Origin of the sequence: Mangrovihabitans endophyticus (assembly GCF_014646155.1) — a bacterium.
Lineage (GTDB): Bacteria > Actinomycetota > Actinomycetes > Mycobacteriales > Micromonosporaceae > Actinoplanes > Actinoplanes endophyticus.
On the sequence record NZ_BMMX01000001.1, the window covers coordinates 621,056 to 645,963 of the forward strand.

Annotated in this window: 22 protein-coding genes; 13 read left to right on the forward strand and 9 right to left on the reverse strand. The window is 73.8% G+C overall.

The window, feature by feature from the left end; all coding sequences use genetic code 11:
• Nucleotides 1-34: 34 nt before the first annotated feature.
• The 6 genes from IEY73_RS02365 to IEY73_RS02390 are packed head-to-tail and all read right to left on the reverse strand — an operon-like array spanning nucleotide 35 to nucleotide 7,305.
• Entirely contained in the window at nucleotides 35-706 is a 672-nt protein-coding gene (locus IEY73_RS02365; protein WP_189077332.1) for an ArsR/SmtB family transcription factor, read from the reverse strand.
• A gap of 7 nt (nucleotides 707-713) precedes the next feature.
• Nucleotides 714-1,934, reverse strand: a complete 1,221-nt coding sequence (locus tag IEY73_RS02370; RefSeq protein ID WP_189077333.1) for an MFS transporter — start codon at nucleotides 1,932-1,934, stop codon at nucleotides 714-716.
• The gene (locus IEY73_RS02375) at nucleotides 1,931-3,205 is read right to left on the reverse strand and encodes an ATP-binding protein (protein WP_189077334.1); all 1,275 of its coding nucleotides are present in this window, start codon (nucleotides 3,203-3,205) and stop codon (nucleotides 1,931-1,933) included. Before IEY73_RS02375 ends, IEY73_RS02370 begins: the two co-directional genes overlap by 4 nt.
• The gene (locus tag IEY73_RS02380) at nucleotides 3,202-4,533 is read right to left on the reverse strand and encodes an ATP-grasp domain-containing protein (protein ID WP_189077335.1); all 1,332 of its coding nucleotides are present in this window, start codon (nucleotides 4,531-4,533) and stop codon (nucleotides 3,202-3,204) included. The genes IEY73_RS02375 and IEY73_RS02380 overlap by 4 nt, the downstream gene beginning before the upstream one ends.
• The gene (locus IEY73_RS02385; protein ID WP_189077336.1) at nucleotides 4,530-5,738 is read right to left on the reverse strand and encodes an FAD-dependent oxidoreductase; all 1,209 of its coding nucleotides are present in this window, start codon (nucleotides 5,736-5,738) and stop codon (nucleotides 4,530-4,532) included. Before IEY73_RS02385 ends, IEY73_RS02380 begins: the two co-directional genes overlap by 4 nt.
• 7 nt (nucleotides 5,739-5,745) lie before the next feature.
• Nucleotides 5,746-7,305, reverse strand: a complete 1,560-nt coding sequence (locus IEY73_RS02390; RefSeq protein WP_189077337.1) for a class I adenylate-forming enzyme family protein — start codon at nucleotides 7,303-7,305, stop codon at nucleotides 5,746-5,748.
• Between the two features lie 178 nt (nucleotides 7,306-7,483).
• On the opposite strand from IEY73_RS02390, the gene IEY73_RS02395 reads away from it, so the two are divergent.
• Genes IEY73_RS02395 through IEY73_RS02415 form a run of 5 tightly spaced genes read left to right on the forward strand, consistent with a single transcriptional unit; the run spans nucleotide 7,484 to nucleotide 12,438 of the window.
• Nucleotides 7,484-8,461, forward strand: a complete 978-nt coding sequence (locus tag IEY73_RS02395) for an NADPH:quinone reductase (protein ID WP_189077338.1) — start codon at nucleotides 7,484-7,486, stop codon at nucleotides 8,459-8,461.
• Complete coding sequence (locus IEY73_RS02400) at nucleotides 8,458-9,855, forward strand: MFS transporter (protein ID WP_189077339.1); 1,398 nt, start codon at nucleotides 8,458-8,460, stop codon at nucleotides 9,853-9,855. Before IEY73_RS02395 ends, IEY73_RS02400 begins: the two co-directional genes overlap by 4 nt.
• Nucleotides 9,852-10,712 carry a TauD/TfdA dioxygenase family protein gene (locus IEY73_RS02405; protein WP_189077340.1) on the forward strand — a complete coding sequence of 287 codons (861 nt, stop codon included), beginning with the start codon at nucleotides 9,852-9,854 and terminating at the stop codon, nucleotides 10,710-10,712. Before IEY73_RS02400 ends, IEY73_RS02405 begins: the two co-directional genes overlap by 4 nt.
• Nucleotides 10,709-11,479, forward strand: a complete 771-nt coding sequence (locus IEY73_RS02410) for an HpcH/HpaI aldolase family protein (RefSeq protein ID WP_229715386.1) — start codon at nucleotides 10,709-10,711, stop codon at nucleotides 11,477-11,479. The genes IEY73_RS02405 and IEY73_RS02410 overlap by 4 nt, the downstream gene beginning before the upstream one ends.
• Nucleotides 11,476-12,438 carry a PLP-dependent cysteine synthase family protein gene (locus IEY73_RS02415; protein ID WP_229715388.1) on the forward strand — a complete coding sequence of 321 codons (963 nt, stop codon included), beginning with the start codon at nucleotides 11,476-11,478 and terminating at the stop codon, nucleotides 12,436-12,438. The genes IEY73_RS02410 and IEY73_RS02415 overlap by 4 nt, the downstream gene beginning before the upstream one ends.
• A 4-nt stretch (nucleotides 12,439-12,442) precedes the next feature.
• Here the strand turns inward: IEY73_RS02415 and IEY73_RS02420 are convergent, their stop codons facing one another.
• The gene (locus IEY73_RS02420) at nucleotides 12,443-12,991 is read right to left on the reverse strand and encodes an SRPBCC family protein (RefSeq protein ID WP_189077341.1); all 549 of its coding nucleotides are present in this window, start codon (nucleotides 12,989-12,991) and stop codon (nucleotides 12,443-12,445) included.
• A gap of 55 nt (nucleotides 12,992-13,046) precedes the next feature.
• Entirely contained in the window at nucleotides 13,047-13,613 is a 567-nt protein-coding gene (locus IEY73_RS02425) for an NADPH-dependent FMN reductase (RefSeq protein WP_189077342.1), read from the reverse strand.
• A 291-nt stretch (nucleotides 13,614-13,904) separates the two neighbouring features.
• Between IEY73_RS02425 and IEY73_RS02430 the strand changes: the two genes are divergently transcribed.
• The 8 genes from IEY73_RS02430 (at nucleotide 13,905) to IEY73_RS02465 (ending at nucleotide 22,912) form a co-directional block, all read left to right on the forward strand.
• Complete coding sequence (locus tag IEY73_RS02430) at nucleotides 13,905-14,741, forward strand: AfsR/SARP family transcriptional regulator (RefSeq protein WP_229715389.1); 837 nt, start codon at nucleotides 13,905-13,907, stop codon at nucleotides 14,739-14,741.
• Between the two features lie 132 nt (nucleotides 14,742-14,873).
• Nucleotides 14,874-16,658 (forward strand): asparagine synthase (glutamine-hydrolyzing), encoded by a 1,785-nt coding sequence (gene asnB, locus IEY73_RS02435; protein WP_189077343.1) that lies wholly within the window; start codon nucleotides 14,874-14,876, stop codon nucleotides 16,656-16,658.
• Complete coding sequence (locus IEY73_RS02440) at nucleotides 16,655-17,725, forward strand: PrpF domain-containing protein (RefSeq protein ID WP_189077344.1); 1,071 nt, start codon at nucleotides 16,655-16,657, stop codon at nucleotides 17,723-17,725. The genes asnB and IEY73_RS02440 overlap by 4 nt, the downstream gene beginning before the upstream one ends.
• Nucleotides 17,695-18,831: an acyl-CoA dehydrogenase family protein gene (locus IEY73_RS02445; RefSeq protein WP_229715390.1), complete on the forward strand. Its 1,137-nt coding sequence runs from the start codon at nucleotides 17,695-17,697 to the stop codon at nucleotides 18,829-18,831. The genes IEY73_RS02440 and IEY73_RS02445 overlap by 31 nt, the downstream gene beginning before the upstream one ends.
• Entirely contained in the window at nucleotides 18,828-20,168 is a 1,341-nt protein-coding gene (locus tag IEY73_RS02450; RefSeq protein WP_229715391.1) for a dihydroorotase, read from the forward strand. Before IEY73_RS02445 ends, IEY73_RS02450 begins: the two co-directional genes overlap by 4 nt.
• Entirely contained in the window at nucleotides 20,165-21,352 is a 1,188-nt protein-coding gene (locus tag IEY73_RS02455; RefSeq protein ID WP_189077345.1) for an FAD-dependent monooxygenase, read from the forward strand. Before IEY73_RS02450 ends, IEY73_RS02455 begins: the two co-directional genes overlap by 4 nt.
• Nucleotides 21,349-21,942: a serine O-acetyltransferase EpsC gene (gene epsC / locus IEY73_RS02460; protein ID WP_229715392.1), complete on the forward strand. Its 594-nt coding sequence runs from the start codon at nucleotides 21,349-21,351 to the stop codon at nucleotides 21,940-21,942. The genes IEY73_RS02455 and epsC overlap by 4 nt, the downstream gene beginning before the upstream one ends.
• A gap of 28 nt (nucleotides 21,943-21,970) precedes the next feature.
• On the forward strand, nucleotides 21,971-22,912 hold the full coding sequence (locus tag IEY73_RS02465) for a PLP-dependent cysteine synthase family protein (protein ID WP_189077346.1): 942 nt from the start codon (nucleotides 21,971-21,973) through the stop codon (nucleotides 22,910-22,912).
• Between the two features lie 64 nt (nucleotides 22,913-22,976).
• Here the strand turns inward: IEY73_RS02465 and IEY73_RS02470 are convergent, their stop codons facing one another.
• Nucleotides 22,977-24,899 (reverse strand): FAD/NAD(P)-binding protein, encoded by a 1,923-nt coding sequence (locus IEY73_RS02470; protein WP_189077347.1) that lies wholly within the window; start codon nucleotides 24,897-24,899, stop codon nucleotides 22,977-22,979.
• Nucleotides 24,900-24,908: the final 9 nt, after the last annotated feature.

Sequence of the window (24,908 nt, forward strand, 5' to 3'; positions counted from 1 at the left end):
CAGGCGGCGCCGAGGTGGCGCGGCAGCAGCGCGCTCACGGCTCGACCGGGTGGCCCTGCCGCTGCCAGCGGGTAATTCCTCCGCTCAACGGCCGCGCCGCGACGTCGTGGGCGTGCAGCAGGCGGACCATCCGCGGGGAGAGCACGCAGTACGGCCCCTGGCAGTACGCGATGATCTCCCGTCCGGCGGGCATGGCGTCGAGGCGGCTCTCCAGTTCGGCCGCGGGCACCGACACCGCGCCGGGCAGGTGGCCCCGGGCGAAGTCGGCCGCCGAGCGCACGTCGACGACCATGATGTCGGGGTCGCCGAGCCGCGGCGACAGCTCCTCGGCGGTGATCGGCTGCAGGTCGTCCTCGCCGAGCAGGTCGCCGATGGCGGTGCGCAGATCGGCCAGGCGCAGCTCGGCGACCGATTCCAGGGTGTGCACCAAGGCGGACACCTCGGGGCCGGCCAGCCGATAGAGGATCCGAGTGCCCTCGCGGCGGTTGGTCACCAGGTTGGCGGCCCGCAACTGCTGCAACTGGGCGGAGGTGTTCTTGAGCGGGACGCCGGCCGACGCGGCGAGGCCCTCGACGTCGCTCTCGCCCTTTTCGAGCAGGTCGAGCAGTCGCAACCGGATCGGGCTGGCCACCGCCTTGCCGATCCGCGCGATCTGCCGGTAGACCTCGGACTCGGGAAACCGGTGGGCCTCGGGACGGTCCTGCATCGGGAAGTCAGCCTACCGTGACCGCCTGCGGAGCCGGTCGCACCGCGTCGTGCGGCAGGCGCGGCTCGACGCCGAGCAGGGTCACCGCCGACGCGGTCACCCCGAGGGCAAGCACCAGCCACATCCCGGCCGGGGAGAACGTGAGCAGCGCGGTGAGGACGGCCGGGGCGAGCGCCGTCGGCACCGCCCAGGAGAGCTGGTAGACCGCGAGGTGCCGGCCCCTGGTCTCGGCCGGTGCGGCGCTGGCCACCAGCGCGGACGCCGCCGCGCCGTGCAGCAACTCGCCGAGCGTGAACAACGCGGTCGCGAGGAACACCCCGGCCAGCACGGCGGACCGGGCGGGAAGCAGCCCGAGGAGCGCGAAACCCACGAACGACACGCAGAACACGGCGGCGCCCAGCGCGGTGGCCCGGGTGCGCCGGTAGCGAGCGAGCGCCCGGGTGACCGGGATCTGCAGCACCGCGATGCCGAACGTGTTGATCGCGTAGAGGACGCCGATCAGCGAGGCGGGCGTGGAAAGATGCTGGGTCACATACACCGGCAGGCTGACCGAGAGCACCATGTAGCCGAATGCGATCGGGATGTTGAGCAGGGTCAGCGTGAGGAACGGCCGGTTGCGGGCGACCAGGCGGTACCCGCGTTTGGCGCCGGCGGGGGCGTGGCGGCCGGGCGGCACCGGGATGGAGCGCATGATGAGCGCGGTGAGCAGGTAGGTGACCGCGGCGGTGAGCACCACGGCCAGGTAGGCGGCGTCGGCGTCGAGCGCGAGCACCCCGGCCGCGATGAGCCCGCCCAGCCCGAGGCCGGCGTTGCGCAGGCTGCGCTGGGCGGCGAGCATCCGGTCGCGGGCCTGTCCCTGCACGATCTCGGCGATGAACGACTGGATCGACGGCGAGAACGACACGTCGCCGAACGAGACGAGCAGCACGGCCAGGAACATCGGCGCCGGGGAGTGCACGAACGCGTACGCGGTGAAGCCCACCGCCCGCACCAGGTAGCCGCCGACCACGATGGTGCGGGCGCCGAAGCGGTCGACCAGCACGCCGCTGACCGGGTTGCCGATCAGTCCGATCAGCGCGGCGCTGCTGATCAGCGCGCCGACCTGACCGACCGGCAGCCCGGTGACGTGGTGGAAGTAGAGCAGGGACAGCGGTAGGTACATGCCCGCCCCGGTGGCGTCGACCGCCATGCCCACCATGTAGCGGGCCTGCACGGACGGCGATCTCATCGCGGGCTGGCCATCGTGGTCTGCGCCTCGAAGCGGCGGCCCAGCTCGCGCAGCCGGCCTTCACACTCGGCGCGGGTCGGCGCGGTGGCGACCGCGGCGGCCAGGAAGTCCGCCGAGCCGGCCGCCGGGGGGATGACCTGACCGGGCTCGGCCCACACCCAGAAGTTGCTGACCCAGGGCTCGGCCGGCTGCCGGGGGACCGAGCGCACCTCGCCGGGTCGCTTCATGAGCAGCACCTGCCCGGACATGGCCGCGGGCCTCGGCAGCCCGCCGCCGGGCGGCGGCGACGGCAGCGGCGGCAGCGGAAGGCCCACCTCCAGGCGCAGCACGCACTCGGCCAGGTTCACCCCGAACATCGCCACGATCACTTCGCGGACCTTGGCGCCGGCCGTGCGCCCGGCGACTTCGCAGAGCACCAGGCGGTCGTCGGCGGTGTGGAAGATCTCGGCGTGGAAGGCGTGGTCGAGCATCGCGCTGCCGGGCGGGCGCAACGCCGCGAGCGTGCGGTCGGTCAGCTCCAGCAGCCGCGGGGTGAGCGGGTCCGCCGGGTCCAGGGTGACGTCGACGCGCGCGCCGTGGTCGGTGCCGAAGGAGGCCAGGTCGTACTGGTACTGCGAGGGCCAGGCCAGCACCGTCTCGCCGCCGACGACCAGGCCGTCCACATGACACATCCGGCCCGGGACGTACGCCTCGATCAGCAGATCGTCGCGCGGGCCGTCGGCGTACGCCCCGGCGACCTGCCCGGTGAGCTGGTCGCGGTCGTGCAGGATGCGCAGGCCGATGGAGTTGAAGCCGGCGCGGTCCTTGACCACCACCGGGAAGCCGTGCTCGTCGGCGAAGGCCAGAGCTTCGCCGGCCGTGCGGGGTGCCGCATGCCGGGCGACCGGGACACCCGCGGCGGCGGCCAGGCGCTTCATCAGCAGCTTGTCGCGAAACGGCGCGAGGTCGGCGGTGCGATGGCCGGGCAGGCCCAGCTTCTCGCGCAACCAGGCGGCGTGCAGCAGGTCGCCCTCGTGCAGCGCCACCACGAGCTTGGTGCCGAATCGCCTGGCCAGCTCCAGGGCGCGCGCGCGGACCCGGCGGCCGTCGAGGAAGTCGTCGAGCAGTTCGAGGTGGGTGAAGTAGGGGCCGGGGCCGTCGGGTACGGGTTCGGCGAAGCTCGCGAACTTGTCCCGGGCGGCGAGCACCACCACCTCGCCGTCGTAGCCGGTGAGCCATCGTTCGTACGGGAACGGTTCGAACGGGTTCCGGTGCAGGATGAGCAGGCTCACCGGGCCTCCCCGGGGGCGCGGCGGGCGGCCAGGATCTCGGCGGCGGGCGTGCCCAGCTCGGCCGCGCGGGCCATGCTGGTGGTGCCGTCGGCATGAGACACGGTGATCCGGATCCGGTCGTTGATCAGTTTCTCGCTGCGCAGCAGGGCGGCCGAGGTGTCCGGGCCGGCGACCGCGACCAGGCCGAGCCGGTCCCAGTTGTCGGTGAGCTGCCGCACGGTGTCGCCGGGTTTCGCGCTGATGCGCACCACGAAGACGTCGTCCTCGGCCGCCGCCTGCTCGGCGCCCTCGACCGAGACGACCGTGCCGGGCCGGCCGAGCACGAACCGCGACGCCGCGGCGCCGTCCGCGCCCGGCTCGTCGGGCAACGGCTCGACCAGACCGAACGGCCAGGCCAGGGCGTACGTCGAGAGGTCCACCCCGTACACCCGCTCGACCAGCTCGGGCACCGCGTCCCCGCTGATCCGGTTGTGCGTCTCGATGATCGCCGGGCCGCGCGGGCCGAACCGCAGCTCGGTGTGCGCCACGCCGTCGCGGTATCCCATGTGGGTGAGGAACTCGGACACGGCCTCGCGGATCTCCTGCCGCACGGCGGGGTCGAGCCGGGCCGGCACACCGTGGCCGATCTCGGCGAAGGTGCCGGCGCCGAGGAACTTCTCGGTGATCGTCACGATCACGTGCCGCCCGCCGAAGCTCATCGACTCGACGCTGAACTCGGGGCCGTCGATGTACTCCTCCATCACGAAGTCCTGCAGCACGAACAGGGTGGAGACGCGGTCGGTGCGGGTGCCGCGCAGCCCGCACACCGCGTCCCAGACGGCGGCCTCCTGCCCGGCGCCCTCGACGAGGAAGACGGCGAGGCTGGCGGTGCCGTCGGCGGGCTTGACCACGTACGGGTAGCCGTGCGCGGCGCCGAACGCCGCGAGGTCGCTCTCCGCGCGCAACGGTGCCGCGGCCACGGCCCGGCGGTCCCGCCCGGCCAGCCATTCGCGCATCAGCGTCTTGTCGCGCATGCGGCGCACGACCTCGACGGGGGTGGCCTCGATGCCGAAGAGCTCGTTGGCGCGGGCCGCGTTCTCCAGGCCGGGCTCGGTGAGTGAGACGGCCACCCGGAAGCCCGGCGCGGCGTGCAGCTCGCGGACGACCGGCTCGACCAATGTCCAGTCGGTGTAGTCGAGCACGTGGACCTGGTCCGCGAGTTCCCGCTGCCGGTCACTGATCTTGGTGGGGTGCTGCAGCAGCAGGACCCGCAACCCGAGCGCGTGCGCCTTGCGGACCGTGTCGTCGGTGCCGCCGACGATCAGGACGGTCTTCTCGGAGGTGCTCATGGTGTCCTCCCGCTCTCCGAAGATTCCAGTATTCTAGAGAACTTTGGAATATGGTGCATCCAGGCCACGTGATCGTGAAGCTCGTCCGAGGTCAGCGCGGCGAGCCGGGCGTTGCGGGCATGCGCGGCCGGGCCCACCGGGTGCCACAGGCGGATGCTCTCCAGCGACACGCGCTGCACCGCGGCCGTGCGTTCGCGGCGATGCGCGTTGTACTCCCGCAGCATCGGCGCGAACCCGTCCGTCCGGCCGGCGGACAGCGCGCCGAGCACCACCGCGTCCTCCAGGGCCTGACAGGCGCCCTGGGCGGCGTAGTGCAGCATCGGGTGCGCCGCGTCGCCGAGCAGCGCGACCCGGCCGTCGGTCCAGTCCTGCACCGGAGGCCGGTCGATCAGCACCCATGCCCGCCAGTCCGCGCCGAGCGCGAGCAGCCGCCGGGGCGCCTCGGCCAGCGCGGTGAACAGGCCGCGCACCGTTGCCGCGGGGACCGGCACACCCGAGACCACCCGGGTGGCCCGGTCGTCGAAGCTGGCCGCCATGTTGAGGAAACGGCCACCGGCGATCGCGTAGTGCACGAAGTGGCAGCCCGGGCCCGCCCACCAGGTGACCGCGTTCCACCGCAGCTCGGGCGGCACCCGCTCGATCGGCACCAGGGACCGGTACACGGTGATGCCGCTGTTGCGCGGATCGCCGTCGCCGACGAGCTGGCGGCGCACCGCCGAGCGCACGCCGTCCGCGCCGATCAGCACGTCGCCGGTGACCCGCTCGCCGGTCTCGAGCACGGCCGTCGCGCTGCCCTCGTCCCGGTGGTACCCCGTGACGTGCTGCTGGGCGCGCAGCTCGACCCGGCCGGTCGCGCGGACCGCATCGTGCAGCATGCGGTGCAGCTCGCCGCGGTGCACCACGACGTACGGGTTGCCGAACCGTCGCCGGTAGGTCTCGGTGAGCGGCATGCTCGTGACGTGCTCACCGCTGACCCCGTCCATGAACCGCAGGTGGTCGATCGCTCGCGCGCGGGCCCGGACCGGCGCACCGAGGCCGAGCTCGTCGAGCGCCCGGATGCCGTTCGCGGCCAACTGGATGCCGGCGCCGAGCTCGGCGAAGGTGTCGTTGCGTTCCAGCACGACGGCCTCGTGCCCGTGCCGGGACAGGCTCAGCGCGGTCGCGAGCCCGCCGATGCCGCCGCCCACGACCAGGAAACGCGCCACGGCCGGGCTAGCCCGCGTTCCGCAACGCGCGGGCGAGTTCGAGTCGTTTGATCTTGGTGGTGGCCGTCTGCGGCAACTCCGCGAGGCGCCGCTGCACCGGCTCGGCCATCGTCGGCAGCGAGGCCGCGGCGGCGCGCCACGCCGCGAGGTCCAGCGGCCGGTCGCCGCGGGTGCACACCACCGGCACCGGACGATCGCCCTCGCCGGGCACGATGATCACCTCAAGCAGCTCCTCCATCCGGGAGAAGAGCAGGTCCTCGGCGGTCAGCGTGCTGCCGAAGCCGGGTATCACGTCGACCTCCCGGTCGAGCAGGTGCAGGCAGCCCTTGCGGGTGCGGTAGCCGACGTCGCCCATCCGCCACCAGCCGTCCTTGACCTGGTTGCGGTAGCGCTCGTTCTCGCCGAGGTAGGTCAGGATCCGCCCGTCGGTGCGCACCTCGATGTAGCCCGGGTTGCGCTGGCTGACCGGTTCGCCGTCGCGGCTGACCACCCGTACGTCGGTCATGCCGGGGAACGGGAAGCCCACGCACCGCCCGTCGGCGTCCTCCGAACGCCGGCGGGTGAAGGCCCGGCCGACCACCGGACCCGCCTCGCTCTGGCCGTAGAGCTGGCCGAAGACCGGCGCCCGGTGCCGGGACGCGCCGAGCAGGCGCCGCACGGTCCGCGGGTGGATGGCGTCGAAGGTGCTGTTGTAGTACTTCACATCGGACAGTGGTCCGCGTGGGTCGTCGGCGAGCGGCTCCCAGAGCAGCAGCGAGTTGGGGTGCGCCTCGACGATGCCCGGCCGCAACCGGGCGAAGGCGTCGGCCACCCGGACCGGGTCGTCGTCGGCGAGCATCAGCAACGGGAAGCCGCGCAGCAGGGTGATCGCCAGCGCGGTGAAGATGCGTGAGTGGACGAACGACACGTGGAGGGCGACCAGCCGGCGGCGGCGGACCATCGCGGCCACCGAGGCCTGCGGCCGGTACCGGGCCTGCAGGGTGTGCCCGGTGTGCACGGCGAGCTTGGGGATCCCGGTCGTGCCCGACGTGTGGGTGATCAGCGTCGGCTGGTCCGGCGGCATGATGACCGGCGCGACGCGCGGCATGCCCGCGAACGTGCGCAACGGGGTGGCCCGCGGGTGCTCGCCGGCGGCGAGCAACACGTCCCGGGCGTCGTCGAAGACCGACGGCGGTAGCTCGTCGGCGAGCTTGGCCGCGTCGGTGATCAGATGCGGGCGGTCGATCCGGCGGATCAGCGTGGCCACGGTGGCGCCGTCCAGTTGGGGGGAGAGCAGCACCGGAACCGCGCCGATCCGGGCGACCACGCAGGCCAGCAGGGTGATGTCGAAGCTGTTCGACTTGTACACCACGACCCGCTCGCCGGGGCGTACCCCGGCCGCGCGCAGCCGGGTGGCGAACTCATCGACCAGGTCGGCGAGCTCGGCCACCGTGGTGCGGCGCCCGGCCTCGGGCGCGATGTCCAGGTCGTGATCCAGGATCACGATGTTCTCCGGGTGCCGGGCCGCGGCACGTTCCAGGAGCGTGCCGAGCCGGATTCCGTTATTCGCCAGACGTTGCAGGAGCATCTCCGTCCCCGTTCTGCGTGTGATCCGATTCGGAGCCTCACTCGGTGGCCATGACGGAATCATTGAAAAGGCGCGATCGGAGCGTCAAAGGACGCGGCCGGGGTTCGTCAGGTCGCCGAGTTGACATATTTTCCGGTCGGCTCTGCCCATTCCGTGGGTTCCGGGTGAGGATGCTGATGTGGAGGCAGCATTCGTCGAGCGGCTCGGCCCGCCGGGGGAAATCCGGGTCGGCGCCGTGCGGACGCCGCGGCCGGGCCCCGGGGAAGTCCTGATCGATGTCCTGGCGACAACGGTGAATCCGGTCGACACGTTGGTGCGCTCCGGCCTGTTCCGTACGCCGATCGACTTTCCGTTCGTGATCGGACGCGACCTGGTCGGGGCGGTGGCGCAGTCCCGCGTCGCGGCGTACGCGCCGGGGGACCGGGTGTGGTGCAACAGCCTCGGCCACGACGGGCGGCAGGGCGCAGCGGCGCAGCGGGCCGTGGTCGCCGCCGACCGGGTCTACCGGCTGCCGCCCGGGGTGGACCCGATCGACGCGGTCGCGGTCGTGCACCCGGCCGCCACCGCGTACCTGGCGCTGTTCACCCACGGCGAGCTGCGCGCCGGCGAGACGGTGCTGGTGATGGGCGCCGCGGGCAACGTCGGCAGCGCGCTGGTCACCCTGGCCGCCGATGCGGGCGCCACGGTGATCGCTACCGCGGCGCCCCGCGACGCCGGATACTGCCGGAGCCTGGGCGCCTCGGCCGTGCTGGACTACGCCGCGCCGCCGCGGGTGCCGGCCGACCTGATCGTCGACACCTCGGGCGGCAACGACCTGGCCACAGCGACCGGGCTGCTGCGGCGGCGCGGGCGGATCGTGCTGCTGGCGGGCGTGCGGACCCGGCCGGTGCTGCCGGCCGGCGAGCTCTACCTCAAGGACGGCTCGGTGCGCGGGTTCGTCATCTCGCACGCCACATCCGCCGAGCTGGCCGAGGCCGCGGCGACGATCAACCGGCTGCTCGCGGCGGGAGGGCTGCGCGCGCGCACGGTGGAGCGGCTGCCGCTGGGCGCCGCCGCCGAGACCCACCGGCGGATGGAATGCGGCGAGTTGCACGGCCGCCGAGTGGTCCTGGTACCACCCGGGCCGGGCACCCGCCACGACGGGACGGCCGGATGAACCGACGCTGGTGGACGCTCGCCGTCGTCTGCGCCGCCACGTTCATGCTGCTGCTCGACGTCACCATCGTCGTCGTCGCGCTGCCGCAGGTGCAGGACGCGCTCGCTGCGAGCCTCGGCGACCTGCAATGGACCACGGACGCGTACGCGCTGAGCCTCGCCGCCCTCCTGCTGACCGCCGGCTCCCTCGCCGACCGGTACGGACGCCGCAGGCTCTTCGTGATCGGCATGGTGATCTTCACACTCGCCTCGCTGCTGTGCGGCGTGGCCCGCAGCCCCGCCATGCTCATCGGCGCCCGCGCCGTGCAGGGTGTCGGCGGCGCGATCCTCTTCACCACCTCACTCGCGCTGCTGGCCGGCACCTTCCACGGTCGCGACCGGGGCACCGCGTTCGGCGTCTGGGGCGCGGTCGCGGGCGTCGCCACGGCCCTCGGCCCGATCCTCGGGGGTGTCCTCACCAGCGGCCTCGGATGGCAGGCGATCTTCCTGGTGAACCTGCCGATCGGCATCGCCGCGTCGCTGGTCGCCGTCCGGCTGGTGGACGAGTCCACGGCGCCGCGTGCCGCCCGGGTCGACGGCCTCGGCGTGGTCACCCTCACCGCCGGCCTGTTCAGCCTGGTCTACGCGCTGATCCGGGCGGGCGGGCACGGGTGGGGCGAGGACGGCGTGCGGCTCTGCCTCGCGCTCGCGGCCGGCCTGCTGGTGGCGTTCGTGGCCGTCGAATTCCGGGCCGCGGAGCCGATGATCGACCTGTCGCTGCTGCGCACGCCCACCTTCCTGGGCGGCTCGATCGCGGCGTTCACGATGAACGCCTCGCTGTTTGCGATGTTCCTCTACCTGGTCCTCTACCTGCAGGACGACCAGGGCCTCAGCCCGCTGCAGACCGGCGCCCGGCTGCTGGTCAGCTCGGCCGCCACCCTGGTCGCCGCGACCGCGGCGGGCCGGCTGCTCGGCCGGGTGCCGGCCGGCTGGCTGATCGGGCCGGGTCTGCTGCTGGTCGGCGCGGGCCTGCTGCTCATGCGCGGCGTGTCGGCCGATGCGACCTGGACGCACCTGATCCCCGGCTTCCTCGTGTCCGGATTCGGCGCCGGGCTGGTCAACCCGCCACTCGCCTCGACCGCGATCGGCGTGGTCCCGCCGTGGCGGGCCGGCATGGCCTCCGGCGTCAACCAGACCTTCCGCCAGGTCGGCATCGCGGTCGGCATCGCCCTGTACGGCTCGCTGCTGGGCTCGGCCGCCGCGGGGCATGCCGGCTTCGCCGCCGCGCTCAACGATCTGTTACTCGTGTCCGGCCTGATCGCCCTGGCCGGCGGTGTGCTCGCCGCCCTGCTGATCCGGCAGAAGGACTTCGCGGTCGCCCAGCAGGCTCCCACCCCGGCGAAAGGACTGGCATGAGCGGTTTCGACGTTCGCAAGGCCGGAGGGCGCATCGGCGCCGTCGTCACCGGTGTGGATCTCGGCGGCGACGTGCCGCCCGCGGTCGCTGCCGACCTGGAACGCGCCCTGGTCGCGCACAAGGTGCTGGCCTTCCGGGACCAGGAGATCACCGACGCCCACCAACTCGCGTTCGCGGGGTTGTTCGGTCCGCTCACCCAGCGCCACCCCGCGATGCGTACCGTCGCCGACCCGCAGGTGCTGGCGGTCGACGGGGAGGACCAGCGCGCCAACCACTGGCACACCGACATCAGCTTCACCGTGACGCCGTCGCTCGGCACCACGCTGCGCAGCGTCGTCCTTCCGCCGTACGGTGGCGACACGCTCGTGGCCAACGGGGAGGCCGGCTACCGGGCGCTCCCCGCCGAACTGCGCGAGTTCGCCGGACGGCTGACGGCGGTGCACACCAACCGGGCCGACCAGCCGCGCCTCGGCACCGTCCGCGGCGACGAGGTGCGCCGCGCCTTCATGGCCACCCGCTACGAGGCGGCACACCCGGTGGTCCGCGTGCACCCGGTCAGCGGCGAACCCTGCCTGTTCCTGGGCGGCTTCGCCCGGCGGCTGGCCGGGATGACCACGACCGAGTCGCGGCCGATCCTCGACCTGCTCCAGGCGTACGTGCGCCGCCCCGAGCACGTGCTGCGCTGGACCTGGCACCCGGGCGACGTGCTGATCTTCGACAACCGCAACACCCAGCACTACGCGGTCAACGACTACGACGACCACAAACGGGTGCTCCACCGGGTCTCCATCACCGGGGACCTGCCGGTCGGGCTCGACGGCAAGACCAGTTACGCGGTCTCCGAGGAGGACTGGTGAGCACGGACGGCTTCGCGGCCCGGCTGCGCGACCGGCAGACGCTGATCGGCTACTGGATGTCGGCGGACAGCCCGGTGCTGACCGAGCGCATCGCCACCGTCGGCTACGACTACGTGGGCGTCGACGGGCAGCACGGCGTGCCCAGCCCCGGCACCTGGCCGCTGCTCATGATGGCGGTCGACGCGGGACAGGTGTCGGCCGGAGTGCTGCGGGTGCCCAGCGCCGACCCCATCCTGATCGGTGCGGCGCTGGACGCGGGCGCCCGCGCGGTCGTCGTCCCGATGGTCGACACGCCGCAGCAGGCCGCCGTGGCCGCCCGCGCCTGCCGGCACTGGCCGCACGGCACCCGCAGCCTGGCCGGCCCGGTCCGCGCCGAGCTGCGGATGGGGTCGGTCCCGGCGGCGCTGGACGAGGCGGCCGGTTGCATCGTCATGATCGAGACCGCGGCGGCGTACCGGAACCTCGCGGGCATCTGCGCCACCCCCGGCGTCGACGCCGTCTACATCGGACCGGCGGACCTCACGATCGCGTTGGGCGGTCGGCATGTCGGCGACCCGGAGGCGGCCGGCGCGCTGGAACGGGCGCTCAAGGAGGTCGCGGGCGCCGCCGCCGAGCACGGTGTGGCGGCCGGCATCCACTGCCCCGACGGGCGGACCGCGGCGGCCCGGCTCGCGCAGGGGTTCACCTTCGCGACCGTGTCCAGCGACGTCACCCACCTGCACCAGGCGGCGGCCGGCCACCTGGCGGCGGCGCGGAGCGGATCGTGATCACGGGCTCGCTGGAGGAACTGGTCGGCGGCACCCCGCTGCTGCGCCTGGACCTGCCGGGCGTGGATCCGGGCACCCGCGTGCTGGCCAAGGCGGAATGGCTGAACCCGGTCTTCAGCGTCAAGGACCGGGCGGTGGCGGCCATGCTGCGCGCGGCGGAGCGCCGCGGCGAGCTGCCGCACACCGGCGGCACCGTGATCGAATGCTCGTCCGGCAGCACGGGCATCTCGCTCGCCGCGTTCTGCGCGGCTCGCGGCCACCGGTGCATCGTCGTGCTGCCCGACAACGCCACCTGGCAACGGCGGGCGGTGCTCGCCGAGTACGGCGCCGAGGTGGTGCTGGTGCCCGCCGAGGCCGGCCTGCTCGCGGCGTGGCGGCACGCCGAGCGGCTGCGCGACGCGACACCCGGCGCCTGGCTGCCGCACCAGGACACCAACGAGGACAACGCCCGCGCCCATTACGAGAGCACCGGACCGGAGATCTGGCGGGCCACCGAGGGCGAGGTCGACGTCTTCGTCTGCGGTGTCGGCACCGGCGGCACGCTCACCGGTGTGGCGCGCTGTCTCAAGGGCCGCCGCGACGTCCATGTGGTCGCGGTGGAGCCGGCCGGGGCGCCGGTGCTCTCCGGCGGCGCCGCCGGCCCGCACGGCATCCCCGGCATCGGTGCCGGGTACGTCTCCGAGATCACCGACATGTCGCTGATCGACGAGGTGGTGGTGGTGCCCGACGCGGCGGCCCGCGAGCGCCGGCGATTCCTGAGCCGGCACCGGGGCCTGCTGGTCGGCGTCTCCTCGGGCGCCGCCGTGTACGCCTGCGAGCAGGTCGCGCGCGCCCGGCCGGGTGCCACCATCGTGACTGTCCTGCCGGACAGCGGCGAGCGTTATCTGTCCACGGCGCCGGCGCCGGCCCCGGAAGCGGACACGCCGAACCCCCAGCCCCTGCTGGAAAGCCGGGCGTGACCGCCTAATCCGCGGCGTCCTCGATCAGCGCCTTGATCCGGTCCAGCGTGGCGACGACGTCGGCGTGCACCTTCGCGCCCCATTCGGCGAAGAACCTCTCCCGCTCGTCGCCGTCCATGTCCCGGACGATGCCACGGATGCCCTCGGTCGCCGCCCCCATCCGGAAGTGATGGGTCACACGGGTGCCGTCGCCGTCGGCGGCCAGGTCGAAGCCCCACACGCTCTGCTGCGCACGCCCGTCCTTGGCGCGGATCGCCCAGCGGAAGGCGACACCCGGCTCGGCCGCCACGATCTCGGCATCGGTGGTCCAGGAACCACGCACGACCGGCGCCCAGGAAACCACGTCCGGGTCGCGGTGGTTGGTGCCCCGGAACACCGCGCCCACCGTGCCCGGCGTGCCCCGCACCCACTCGCCGCCGGTGCACTCGGTGCTCCAGCGCCCGCAGCCGGGCAGGTCACTGACCCGGGCGTACACCGCGGCGGGCGGGGCAGCGATCCGGACGTCGGCATGGATGTCGAACAGCGGCCCGGTGTCGAGGTCGATCGTCGTCATGAGCCGAGTCTGTGCAGCCCGGCCGGGCGGGGCAACGCGTGCGGTGCGCGGTTCGTCAGCTCGGCACCGCCGGCTGGGCCAGGCCGAGACTGGTGGCCATCAGCAGCACCTGACCGGTCATCGTGGTCAGCCGCTGCTGACGCAGGATCTGCTCGGCGGTGTCCGTGCCCTCGGCCCAGGCGTGCAGGGTCACCCCGAGCGGCGTGGGCCACGCGCGCACGGCATGGGCGATCGTGCGCAGGGTGCCCAGGGTGGACGCGGTGCCCTGCGCCCCGGCGCCGATCGCCACACAACCGACCGGCACACCGTCGAGGTACGCGCGCGGCGTGGTGAGCTCGTTGACGTAGTCGAGGGCGTTCTTGAGCAGCCCGGACACGGTGCCGTGGTAGGTGGGCGAGATCAGCACCACCCCGTCGGCGGCGCGCAGCGCGTCGAGGTAGGCGCGCACCGCGGGATCGCCGTCGGCGACGCCCGAGCGATAGAACGGGAACTGCAGCGCCGTGCCGGGCACCACCTCGGCCGTGGCACCCCCCTCGCGGCACCGGGCGGCACACCAGCGCGCCACCAGCTCCGAGGTGGACTGCGGCCGCAGCGATCCGCTGATCAGCACGATTCTGGTCATGGCGGGAACGACCTTTCGCATCAGACGGCAGGACGGGCGGTGGCCGGCGACGTCCGCAGGGAAACCGCCGCGGATGCGGCCCATGAAACAGCCTGATCGGTCGGCCTTGAAGAGTGGTACAAGCCCGGCTGAATGTTGTGTGATATGGAACACCGTCACTTTGTCTAATCGCTTTCAAACGACCCGGTAAGTGCGCGACTTGACGAATTCCGCGGGGTTGTCAGCGTGAAAGGCGGCTGCCACAGTGCAGATATCGAGGGTGGAACCCCGTTCTCGAAATGGGGGAGAAGAATGCATATCCAGACCGAGGCGTCGCTCGACGTGCCGGCTACCGGATTCCCGCAGTCGCTGGAGATCGACGTGCTCGGCCCGGTCGCCGTCCGGCTCGGCGGCGCGTCGATCCTGCCGACCGCCGGAAAGCCCAAACAGGTGCTCACCCTGCTCGCGTTGCGCCACGGCCGGGTCATCCCGGTGGGCACCCTGATGGAGGAGATCTGGGGCTCGGCCATTCCGCGCAGCGGCGCGAGCACGCTGCAGAGCTACATCGTGCAGCTACGCCGGGTGATCGCCGGGTCGCTGCCGCCGGGCGGGCCGTGCGAGGCCAAGGACGTGCTCACCACCCGCTTCAACGGTTACCTGCTGGCCGCCCGGCCCCGCCGTTTCGACGTACGCGAATTCGAGCGGCTCGCCGCGCTCGGCGACGCGGCGCTCGCCGCGGGCGACGCCGGGGCCGCCTCGGACCATCTGACCCGCGCGCTCGACCAGTGGCGCGGCCCGGCGCTGATGGGCGTGCCGGCCGGCCGGGTGCTCCGCACCGACGCGATGGGCCTGGAGGAGGCCCGCATGCGCGTGCTCGAACAGCGCCTCGGCGCCGATCTCGCCCTCGGCCGGCACGCCGTGCTCATCCCCGAACTGCGCGTGCTGGTCGCCCAGAACCCGATGCACGAGAACCTCTGCGCCATGCTCATGGTGGCCTTCCACCGCTCCGGCGCGGCCTGGCGTGCGCTGCAGGTGTTCCGCACGTTGCGGGCCGCGCTCTTCGAGGAACTCGGCGTCGAGCCGTCGGCCCGGCTCCAGCGTCTGCACCAGGAGGTGCTCGCCGGCGAGGGCGAGCTCACCTGGTGCTGACCCCCACCGTCGGCGTGCCCTGCCCGCGTGGCCTACCGCCGGACCCGCGCTGTAGCGGCATCCTTGCGCCGCTCAGCCGAGGTTCCACCGGCGCAACGCAGGCTGGCCCGGAAACCGGAAGGAAACAACGCCATGTGCCGGATACACGGATTCCTGAACGGCGACGGCTCCGCCCGCGACCTGCCGGTCGTCGCCGCCCTGCAACACCACGGCGGGCCCGACGGCACCGGCTCGGCCGGTGGCGACGGGTGGGGGCTGGGCAGCAACCGCCTCGCGGTGATGGACGTCGAGGGCGGCGGTCAGCCGTACCGGCTCGGCCCGCACCTGACGGTCGTCTTCAACGGCGAGATCTACAACCACGAGCAGCTACGGGCTTCGCTGCGCTCGCGCGGCTACCAGTTCGCCGACCGGTGCGACGGCAGCGTGCTCCCGGCGCTCTACGACGCGTACGGAGCGGAGTTCGTCGACCACCTCGACGGCATGTACGCGATCGCGGTGATGGACACCCGTGGGCCGCGCCCGGTGCTGCTGCTGGCCACCGACCCGTCCGGCATGAAACCGGTCTACCACCACTGGGATCCGGTCGCCCGGCGCCTGCACTTCGCCTCGGAACTGCCGGCGCTGCTCGGCTTCGCCGCGGTGCCGGCCGTGCGCCGCGAGGCGGGACTTGAGGAATACCTGGCGGGCAAGGCGCCGTACGGCACGGACACCTTCTATGCGGGCATCGAGGTGCTGCCGCCCGGCGCCCTGCTGCGCTGCGTGTCCGGCGAGACGCCGGTGCTGCGCCGCCGCGACGACACCGGGCCCGCGGAGCGCGATGACGACCTGGCCAGCGCCGGGCGTGACCTGCTCGACCTGCTCTGGACCGAGGTCGGCCGGCTGCTCGTGGCCGATGTGCCGGTCGCCGTGGTCACCTCGGGCGGTCTGGATTCGAGCCTGGTGACCGCGATCGCAGCCCGGCAGCACCCGCCGATCCACTCGTTCACCGTGGCTTACCGCGGCGACTGGCCGTTCGACGAGCGCGGGTACGCCGCCGAGGTCGCCGAGCGCGCCGGCACCGTGCACCACGTCGTCGAGGTCGACCCGGCCACGTTGCCCGGCCTCGCCCAGGAGGTCGTCGACCATCTCGGGCAACCCAACGCGGACCCGATCACCCTGAGCTCGTATGCGTTGTTCGCCGCGGTCCGCGAGGCCGGTTTCACCGTGGCGCTGACCGGCGACGCGGCCGATGAGATGTTCGGCGGGTACGCCCGGATGCGCGCCGCGGTCGACGCGGACCGGGCGGGCGCCGACTGGCTGCCGGACTACCTGGACGCGCTGGCCGTGCTGCCCGCGGCGGGCCGCCACGCCCTCTACACCGACGAGTACCGCCGGTTCCTCGGCGGCTACCGGGGACTGCCGACCGGGGCCGTCGAGGCGCTGCGCGGCCAGGGCCCGGTGCTGCGGCGCATCCGCGACTTCGAGCGGCTCCACCGGCTGCCCGCGTACCACCTGCGCCGGGTCGACCATCTGAGCATGGCGAGTTCGGTCGAGGTGCGCCTGCCGTTCTGCCAGCCCAGCGTCGTGCGGTGCGCCCGCCGCAAACCCGATCACCTGCTGATCGCCGACGGGCAGGTCAAGCGGCCGCTCTACTCCGCCGCGCGCGGACTGGTCCCCGGCTCGGTGCTGGGCCGGCCCAAGCAACCGTTCACGCTCCCGCTGACCGCGATGCTGACCCCGGGCGCGCCGCTCTGGGACCTGGTGCGCGACGCGCTCGCGCCGCAGCGGCTGCGCGCCGACGGCCGCCTCGACCCCGCCGCGGTCGAGGCGCTCTTCTCCCGCCAGGAGTCCGGAAAGGACGACGAGGCCGCGCTCGCCCTCTGGGCGCTGACCGTGCACGCGATGTGGTCGCGCAGCCGGGTGGCGATGCCGGCATGATCGGCCATCTCGCGTACCCGACTGGCAGCCCCTGCCCCACGCTGGTGCTCGACGCCCGGGTCCTGCCCGCCCACGACGAAGCCCTGTTGGAGGTGCTGGCACAGACCCGCCGTTTCCTTGCCGCGGCCGGCGGCGCCCACGTCCTCAAGATCGCCCTGGTGCGGCCCTCCGAGCATCCGATGTTCGACCTGGACTACCGCTTCGTGCAGGCGCTGCCGGCCGGGCCGGACCGGTTCGATCTGCGCGGCTCCTGCGGCCATTCGATCCTGTCCGCAGTGATCGCCGCCGAGCGGATGGGCATGGTCGCCCGGCTGGTGGCCGGCGGACGGATCCGGGTCTGCGTGCTCAACAGCGGCGAGGGCGTGGTCTGCGAGATGGATCGGGTGGGCCGTTCGGACGCGGTGTGCACGGTCTACTTCATGCCGCGCGACGCGCCCCGGCTCACCGATCTGCTGATGACCGGAGCCCCGCGCACCGACCTGTCCGTGGACGGCCGGCACCACGAGGTCTCGCTGGTCTCCTCGGGCAACCCGTACGCCTTCGTCGACGCCCGGGATCTGGGCGCGCACACCCCGGAGGAGCTGTGGAAGGCCGACGGCGAGCTGTTCGCCCGGATGAGCCGGTTGCGGGCCGCCGCCACCGCCCTACTCGGCTGGTCACCGAGCGGCGTCTTCCCCAAGATCGCAGCGGTGTTGCCCGGCGGCCCGTCGACGGTGGCCGTGCGGGCCATCTCGGTGCCGTCCTGGCACCCGACGATCGCGCTGACCGGCGCGGTCTGCCTGGCCACCACCGCGCGCATCCCGGGCACCATCCCGCATCGGATCGCGCGTGCGGCGGGCCTGGCCGAGGCGGAGCCCACGCTCACCATCGCCACGCCCGGCGGCACCACCACGGCCTCGGCGGTCACCAGCCCGCCCGGCCCCGGCGCCGTGCAGACGCGGCTCGCCTGGTCGGCCGTGGGCCGCAAGGTGGTGACCCATCTCGGCTCGTTCCTCGCGGAACCGTTGGCACCCCGGCAGGATGAGGAGATCGCACGATGCCTGTCATTGACCGCGACGATCGCATGACCACCGCCCGTACCCTCCCGCCGGGCCTGGCCAAGAGCCTGGCCGAATCGGCCCGGCACAGCGTGCTGACCGGCGAGCCCGACCCGGTGGCGCTGCGGTTGCTCCGCGAATCCGGGCTGCTGGCCACTGCGGTGCCGACCGGGTACGGCGGCGCGGGCGGCGACGCGTCCGACGTCAACGACGTAGTCCGGCTGCTCGCGGCCGAGAACCCGTCCCTGGCGATCATCGCGTTCCAGCACTTCGCGGTCAGCTCCCGGATCGCCGAATGGGGCACCACCGCGCAGCACCGCGAGCTGTTGCCGCGGCTCGCGGACGGCACCTGGCTCGCGGCTTCGGCCTGGAGCGAGCCGGGTGCCGGCGCGGCCAAGCAGCGCATCGGCACCACCGGCCGCCGCGCCCCGGGCGGCGACTGGATCCTGGACGGCACCAAGTCGTTCGCGACCGGCGCCACCGTGGCGGACCTCTACCTGGTGCTCGTGCAGACCGCCGAGCCGGATCCGGCCCCCACCGGTGGGTACGGCGCCAGCGGGCAGACGTTCTTCCTGATCGAGGGCGGCAATCCGGGACTCGGCGCGGATCTGGGCCTCGACCTCGCCGGCATGCGCGGCTCGGCGACCGGCCGGGTGGTGCTCCGCGGCTGCGTGGTCGGCGACGACCGGCGGCTGGGACCGGAAGGGGCCGCCACCCGGATCATCGCGGGTGTCCGGGAGACCGGCGCCACCCTCGGCGCGGTCGCCGCCGGCATCGCCGAGGGGGCCCTCGACCTGCTGCTCGACCATTGCCGACGGCGGGGCTCGATCGAGTCCCCGGTGACCCGGCACCGGCTGGTGGAACTGGGCACCGAGGTCGAGGCGGTGCGGGCCGTGGTCGATCGGGCCGGCGCGCGCACCGCCGCCGACCCCGGCCTGGCCACGCTGCACAGCAAGTTGTACGCGTCGGAGGCAGCCGAGCGAGTCTGCGCCGAGGTGGCCCGGATCCTCAGTTCCGCCGGCTACCTCGCCTCGGCCACGGTCAACCGGCTGCTCGCCGACGCCCGCGCGGTGGCCCTGATGGGACCCACCAACGACCTCTGCCGGGACCTGGCGAGCACCGGGTTGCTGCGGTGAAGGCGATCGAAGGGCGCCTGGTCACCCCGCAGGGCGTGCGGCCCGGCCGGGTGCTGATCGAGCACGGACGGATCGCCGCGGTCGACGACCTGACCACGCCCGTGCCGCCGGGCGTGCCGGTGGTCGCGGCGCGCGACGCGTACGTGCTTCCCGGACTGATCGATCCGCACGTGCACTTCCGCACCCCCGGTCTCACGCACAAGGAGGACTGGGGGCACGGCAGCCGCGCCGCGGTGGCCGGAGGCGTCACCACCGTGATGGACATGCCGAACACCCGTCCCGCCTCGTTCACCGCCAAGGCGCTGATCGACAAGGCCGCGCTGATCGAGGGCCGGTCGCTGGTGGACTTCGCCTTCCACATCGGCGTCGACCCCGAGCACCCCGAGGCCCTGGCCGACCTCGACACCGGCACCGCCCGCAGCGCGAAGATCTTCATGGCCGGCCACCACACCGCACCCGCCGTGCTCAGCGACCCGGCGGCGCTGGACACCGCGTTTGCCGCCGCCGCGCGCTCCGGGGTGCGCGTGGTGCTGCACGCCGAGGACGGCGGCCTGTTCGACCTGCTGGACGCCTGGTGGGGCGAGCCGGGCGGCTACCGCGACTACGAAGCCCGCCGGCCCCGCACCGGCGGCATCGCGGCGGTGGCCAAGGTGATCGAGCTGGTACGCCGGCACGGCACCGCCGCACACGTGCTGCACCTGTCCAGCGCCGAGGAGGCCGACCTGGTCTGCGCGGCCCAGGCCGCCGGGCTGCCGGTGACCTTCGAGCTCACCGGGCACCACCTGTCGTTCACCGACGCCGACACGTGCCGGGTGGGTGCGCGCACCCGGCTGGCCCCGGCCATCCGGGGCGTGCGCGACCAGGACCGTCTCTGGCGGGCCGTCTTCGGCGAGCAGGCGGCCACCCTGGGCAGCGACCACGCGCCGCACACCGTGGCGGAGAAGACCCGCTCGGTGGCCGACTCCCCGCCGGGCCTGCCGGGCGTGCAGGAACTGGCCACCGCGGTGTGGACCGGGATGCGCCGGCGCGCGCCGGAGGAGGACGCCGACGCCGCGATCGGTCGGCTGGTGCGGCTCATGGCTTCCGGGCCCGCCGACCTGTTCGGACTGCCGGGCAAGGGCCGCATCACCCCGGGCGCCGACGCCGACCTGGTCCTGTTCGCGCCGGACGACACGTGGATGTTCTCGGCGGCGCAGGTGCGCTCCAAATGCGGGTGGTCGGCGTACGAAGGCTGGACCATGACCGGCCGGGTGCGGCGCACGTTTCGCCGCGGCGAGCAGGTCTTCGACGCCGCGACGGGGGCGTACGGCGCACCGGACGGGGCGTGGCTGCGATGACCGTGGCACCCGTCGCGATCGTCGCCGGTGCCGGCATCGGCGGCCTGTCCGCGGCCCTCGCGCTGCGGCGGCAGGGATACGCGGTGACCGTCCTGGAGAAGACGGCCGAGTTCGCCGCGGCGGGCGGCGGCCTGCTGCTGCATCCCAACGGCCTGGCCGCGATCGACGCGCTCGGTGACCGGCTGGGCGCCGACGTCCGGGCGGCCGGCCACGTCACCCGGCCCGCCGACGTGCGTACGGTGATGGACGCTCGTGGGGCCGTGCTGGCGCGCGAGCCGATCGGCCTGCAGCAGCAGCGCACCGGGCGCCCGCAGACGCCGATCCTGCGGGCCGCGCTGCGCCGCGTGCTGGCCGAGCACGCCCGGAACGCGGGCGTCGGCCTCGAACTCGGCACCACCGTCAGGGGGTACGCCCGTCGCGGCTCCGGAGTGTGCGTCGGCCTGGCCGAAGGCGCGACCCGGGACGCCGACCTGCTGGTGGCGGCCGACGGCCTGCGCTCACCGATCCGCGCGGCCATGCTCGGCGCGTCCGCCCCGGCGTACCGGGGCTACAGCTCGGTGCGGGGATGGACCCCGGACCCGCCGTTCGATCCCGCCGCGATCGTCGCGAACGGGCGCGGCCTGCAACTGTTCGTGGCACCGGTGTCCGGCGGCGTGTACTGGACCGCGAAGATCAGCGCACCGGCCGGCCGCTGGCCCGCGCTGAGCCGGCCGGCCGCCCGCGACCGGCTGCTCGGTGCGCTCGCCGGGTGGCACGCCCCGCTGCGCGAACTGGTGGCCGGCACCCGGCTCGACGACCTGGTGGTGACCGACGTACACGACCGGCCGCCGGTGCGCCGGTGGACCGACGGGCCGGTGGCGCTGCTCGGCGACGCGGCGCACCCGATGGTTCCGGCCCTCGGCCAGGGCGCCAATCAAGCCGTGGAGGACGCGGTCGTGCTCGGCCAGGCGCTCGGGTCCGGACTCCGGCCTGCGGCGGCGCTGCGCGAGTACGCGCGGATCCGTGCGCCCCGCACCGCCGACGTGGTGCTGCGCTCGCGTCGTCAGGGCGAGGTCGACCAGGGCCGGGGTTGGCTGCGGGCACGGCTGCGCGACGGGTGGACCCGCCGCCAGGGCCGCAAGGACGCCGCGACCGACGACATCGTCGGCTGGCTGCCCGCGCCGGCGGCGGAGGCGCGGCGGTGAACGCGTTGCGCCTGATGGCCGAGGACATCCGCACGGTGGTGGACCGCGACCCGTCGGTCCGGGACCGCGCCGAGGCGTTGCTGCATCCGGGCCTGCCCGCCGTCTGGACCCACCGCGTCGCCCACCCGCTGCACCGGCGCGGCCACCGCCGTCTCGCCCGCCTGCTCTGCATGCTGGCCCGGGTCTGGACCGGCGTGGAACTGCACCCCGGCGCGCGTATCGGCCGGCGCGTCTTCATCGACCACGGTGCCGGCGTGGTGGTCGGCGAGACGGCCGAGATCGGCGACGACGTGACCCTCTATCACCAGGTCACGCTCGGTGCGGTCGGATGGTGGCGGGACAACGGCCGGGCGCCGGGGGAGCGTCGGCATCCGATCGTCGGCGCCCACGTCGTGGTCGGCGCGAACGCCACCGTCCTGGGGCCGATCACGATCGGAGACCGGGCCGTGGTGGGCGCCCAGGCGTTGGTCATCCACGACGTGCCGACCGGCACCCGGGTGCTGGCCCCGGCCGCCGTGCCCACCACCGGCGCCGACCGCCGCGACGCGGTGGACCTGCTGCGCAGCACCGCCTCCGCGGGCTGCTGGTGACCCCCGAACCCCGAAGGAAGGTTTCGTCATGCCCGCAACGGTTGTGAACCAGCAGCGCATCGCCGACAGCATCGAGGACCTGATCGGTGGTACCCCGCTGCTGCGGCTGCCGGTCGAGGGCGGTGCGTCCGGCGTGCGGCTGCTGGCCAAGATGGAGTCGACCAACCCGCTGTCCAGCGTCAAGGACCGCGCGGCGCTCTGGATGCTCGACGCGGCCGAACGGCGCGGCGACCTGATGCCCGGCAAGGGCACGGTGATCGAGGCGACCTCCGGAAACACCGGGATCGCCCTGGCCGCGCTCTGCGCGGCACGCGGCTACCGGTGCGTGATCGTGCTGCCGGACAGCGCCACCGCCGAGCGCGTGGGCCTGCTGCGCGCGCTCGGCGCCGAGGTGCACCAGACCCCGAGCGCGCTGCGGTATCAGGGCGCGATCGACCGCGCCGAGGAGATTCACCGGGCCACGCCGGGTTCCTGGTACCCGCGGCAGCACGCCAACGCCGACAACGTGCGCGCGCACCGCGAGTCGACCGGGCCGGAGATCTGGGCCGACACCGCCGGCACGGTCGACATCCTGGTCTGCGGCATCGGCACCGGCGGCACGCTGTGCGGCGCAGCCGGCTATCTCAAGGAGCGCAACCCGCGGGTGCGCGCGGTCGCGGTCGAGCCGACCGCGTCGCCGCTGCTCACCCACGGATACGCCGGCACCCATGCGATCCCCGGCCTGAACGGCGGCTTCGTGGCCGAGACCACCGACCTGGCCCTGATCGACGAGGTGCTCTGCGTGACCGACGAGGAGGCCCTCGCGACCGCCCGCAGTCTCGCCCGCACGGCGGGAGTGCTGGCCGGCATCTCCTCGGGCGCGGCGGTGCACGGCGCCCTGCGGGTGGCGCGCCGCCCGGAGAACGCGGGCGCGACCGTCGTGACGGTTCTGCCCGACACCGGGGAGCGTTACCTGAGCGTCTGGGCGTAGGCCGGCCGCCGGGCGCGGCCCACCGGCGGCGCGACCGTGCCCGGCGCGCGGATTCCGTTGTCGCTCAACGATTCTCGCCCTTCGCGGCGCTGCCCGACAAGGCGTGCTCGGGGGAGGGGCGGACGACCTGCCGGGCGATGGCGTCGGCGTCGGCGAGAGTCACCGAGTTGACGCCGGGGCGGATGCCGGCCGCGGTGACCCAGTGCACCGCCTCGGTGGGGATGCCGAACGCGAACCTGCTCGGGTGCGCCCGCCCGTCCGCCTCGACCAGCCGGCAGGGGCGGGTGGTGACCGCCAGCCCCCCGGTCTCGTACGCGATGCCCCGCCGCCCGGCGATCCGGTACGGCGTGCACCGCCCGGTCCGGTACAACCCGCACAGCAGCGGATCGGTCGTGGTGTGCAGGTCGAACTCGGGCTGGCGCGCCTCGATCAGCACCTCGGCGCGTACCGGCGTGCCGGGCAGCACCCGGGACCAGGCCGCGAACGCATCCCCGGCCACCCGCACCTGCATCTCCGGACCGAGCATGTGCAGCACGCCGGCGTCGAGCAGGGCAACCGTCTCGGCGATGCGCCGCGGCGGCGGCCCGATCGACAGGAACGCGTTCAACGGCGTGTACCAGGACTGCAGGCCGTCCCGATAGGAGGCGCCCTCGATTCCACTGTGGTCGACCACCAGGCGGATCTCGTTGCGCAGGTCCCGCATCGCGTCGAGGGCGCTCTTCAACGGGCCCGACACGTTGCCCAGCCGCGCCTCGGCCAGGTCGCGGCGCAGATAGCCGAGCAGCCAGCGTTCGTACCCGGCCTGGTCGGTCAGGCCCTGCCCGCGCCACGGGTGGGCGAGCGCGTCCCAGCTCCACCGCTCCCCGGGGGCGACGCCCCAGGCGGCCAGCAGCGGTGCTTCGAGGTCGCCCGCGCCGGCCACCGCCGCATACCGCTGCGCGAAGACGGCGGCCGCGTCCGCGCCGAGCCGGGAGGCGATCAATGCGTGGTAGTAGACCGCTCGAACCTCGGCCGAGATGAGCGGCCAGACCTCAGCTCGGAAGTCGGGCGGATCCCCGGTGGCGGCGCGGGCGCGCCACCCGGCGATCCGCAGCGGGGTGAGGAAACGCGGCTCGTGCCGGGCCGACACACCCTTCTGGTTCTCCCCGCGCGAGTGATAGGGCAACCCGCGGCGGGATCCCGCGTAGAGCACCGGCTCGTTGCCGGAGGGACGGTACGCGAGCCCGCCGTCGACCGTCGGGGTGAAGATCCCACCGCGGCCCTCGGTCAGCAGCGCCAGATAGTCGAAGAAGGTCAGGCCCATCCCGCGCAGCACGGTCACCGCGCCCGGCCGCACCACGGACAGGTCGAGCAGTGCGGGGTTGGCGGGCGGCAGGTATCGCACACCGGCCGCCGCGGCCCGGGTCGCCATCCGCCGCACCTCGGGTGGCGGCAGGGTGGGCAGGTGACCCTGCGCCAGCACGACCGCGTCGAGCCCGGTCAGGCGTACGCCGTCGGCGAGCACCACGGTCTGGCCGCCGTGCGCCTCGTCGAGCAGCTCGACGGCGCTCACCGCGTGCCGGGTGATCTCGACGTTGGCGGGCGCCCGCTCGACGACCCCGCGCAGGAACCAGCCGAGGTAATGGCCGTAGAGCACCCGCGACGGATAGCCGTCGGGCAGCAGGTCCTTGGCCTGCAGGACGAGGTCGGGATCGGCGTCCGGGTCGTCGAGCAAGGTGCGGCTCCAGTCGTAGAGACTCGGTCCCGGCACCACCGGGCCGGTGAGTTCTACGCTGTCGTCGGTGAACATGGTGATCTGCGAGGCGATCGTGTTCATCAGCAGCAGCCGGGACTGGTCGGTTCGCCAGACCGCGCTGCCTCGGTGCACGTGCGGGTCGGCCACGTGCACCCGGACCCGTTCCGACGGGCGCTGCCCGGCGTGCGCGCAGACCCTCTCCAGCACCGACAGCCCGCGCGGGCCGGCGCCGACGATGCAGATTCGCGGCATCGTGACCCC

Bases quoted from the DNA above. Each gene is read 5' to 3' on its own strand.
- IEY73_RS02365 (WP_189077332.1), bottom strand. From the start codon at position 706: ATGCAGGACCGTCCCGAGGCCCACCGGTTTCCCGAGTCCGAGGTCTAC.
- IEY73_RS02370 (WP_189077333.1), bottom strand. From the start codon at position 1,934: ATGAGATCGCCGTCCGTGCAGGCCCGCTACATGGTGGGCATGGCGGTC.
- IEY73_RS02380 (WP_189077335.1), bottom strand. From the start codon at position 4,533: ATGAGCACCTCCGAGAAGACCGTCCTGATCGTCGGCGGCACCGACGAC.
- IEY73_RS02390 (WP_189077337.1), bottom strand. From the start codon at position 7,305: ATGCTCCTGCAACGTCTGGCGAATAACGGAATCCGGCTCGGCACGCTC.
- IEY73_RS02400 (WP_189077339.1), top strand. From the start codon at position 8,458: ATGAACCGACGCTGGTGGACGCTCGCCGTCGTCTGCGCCGCCACGTTC.
- IEY73_RS02405 (WP_189077340.1), top strand. From the start codon at position 9,852: ATGAGCGGTTTCGACGTTCGCAAGGCCGGAGGGCGCATCGGCGCCGTC.
- IEY73_RS02420 (WP_189077341.1), bottom strand. From the start codon at position 12,991: ATGACGACGATCGACCTCGACACCGGGCCGCTGTTCGACATCCATGCC.
- IEY73_RS02425 (WP_189077342.1), bottom strand. From the start codon at position 13,613: ATGACCAGAATCGTGCTGATCAGCGGATCGCTGCGGCCGCAGTCCACC.
- IEY73_RS02430 (WP_229715389.1), top strand. From the start codon at position 13,905: ATGCATATCCAGACCGAGGCGTCGCTCGACGTGCCGGCTACCGGATTC.
- asnB (WP_189077343.1), top strand. From the start codon at position 14,874: ATGTGCCGGATACACGGATTCCTGAACGGCGACGGCTCCGCCCGCGAC.
- IEY73_RS02440 (WP_189077344.1), top strand. From the start codon at position 16,655: ATGATCGGCCATCTCGCGTACCCGACTGGCAGCCCCTGCCCCACGCTG.
- IEY73_RS02445 (WP_229715390.1), top strand. From the start codon at position 17,695: ATGCCTGTCATTGACCGCGACGATCGCATGACCACCGCCCGTACCCTC.
- IEY73_RS02455 (WP_189077345.1), top strand. From the start codon at position 20,165: ATGACCGTGGCACCCGTCGCGATCGTCGCCGGTGCCGGCATCGGCGGC.
- IEY73_RS02465 (WP_189077346.1), top strand. From the start codon at position 21,971: ATGCCCGCAACGGTTGTGAACCAGCAGCGCATCGCCGACAGCATCGAG.
- IEY73_RS02470 (WP_189077347.1), bottom strand. From the start codon at position 24,899: ATGCCGCGAATCTGCATCGTCGGCGCCGGCCCGCGCGGGCTGTCGGTG.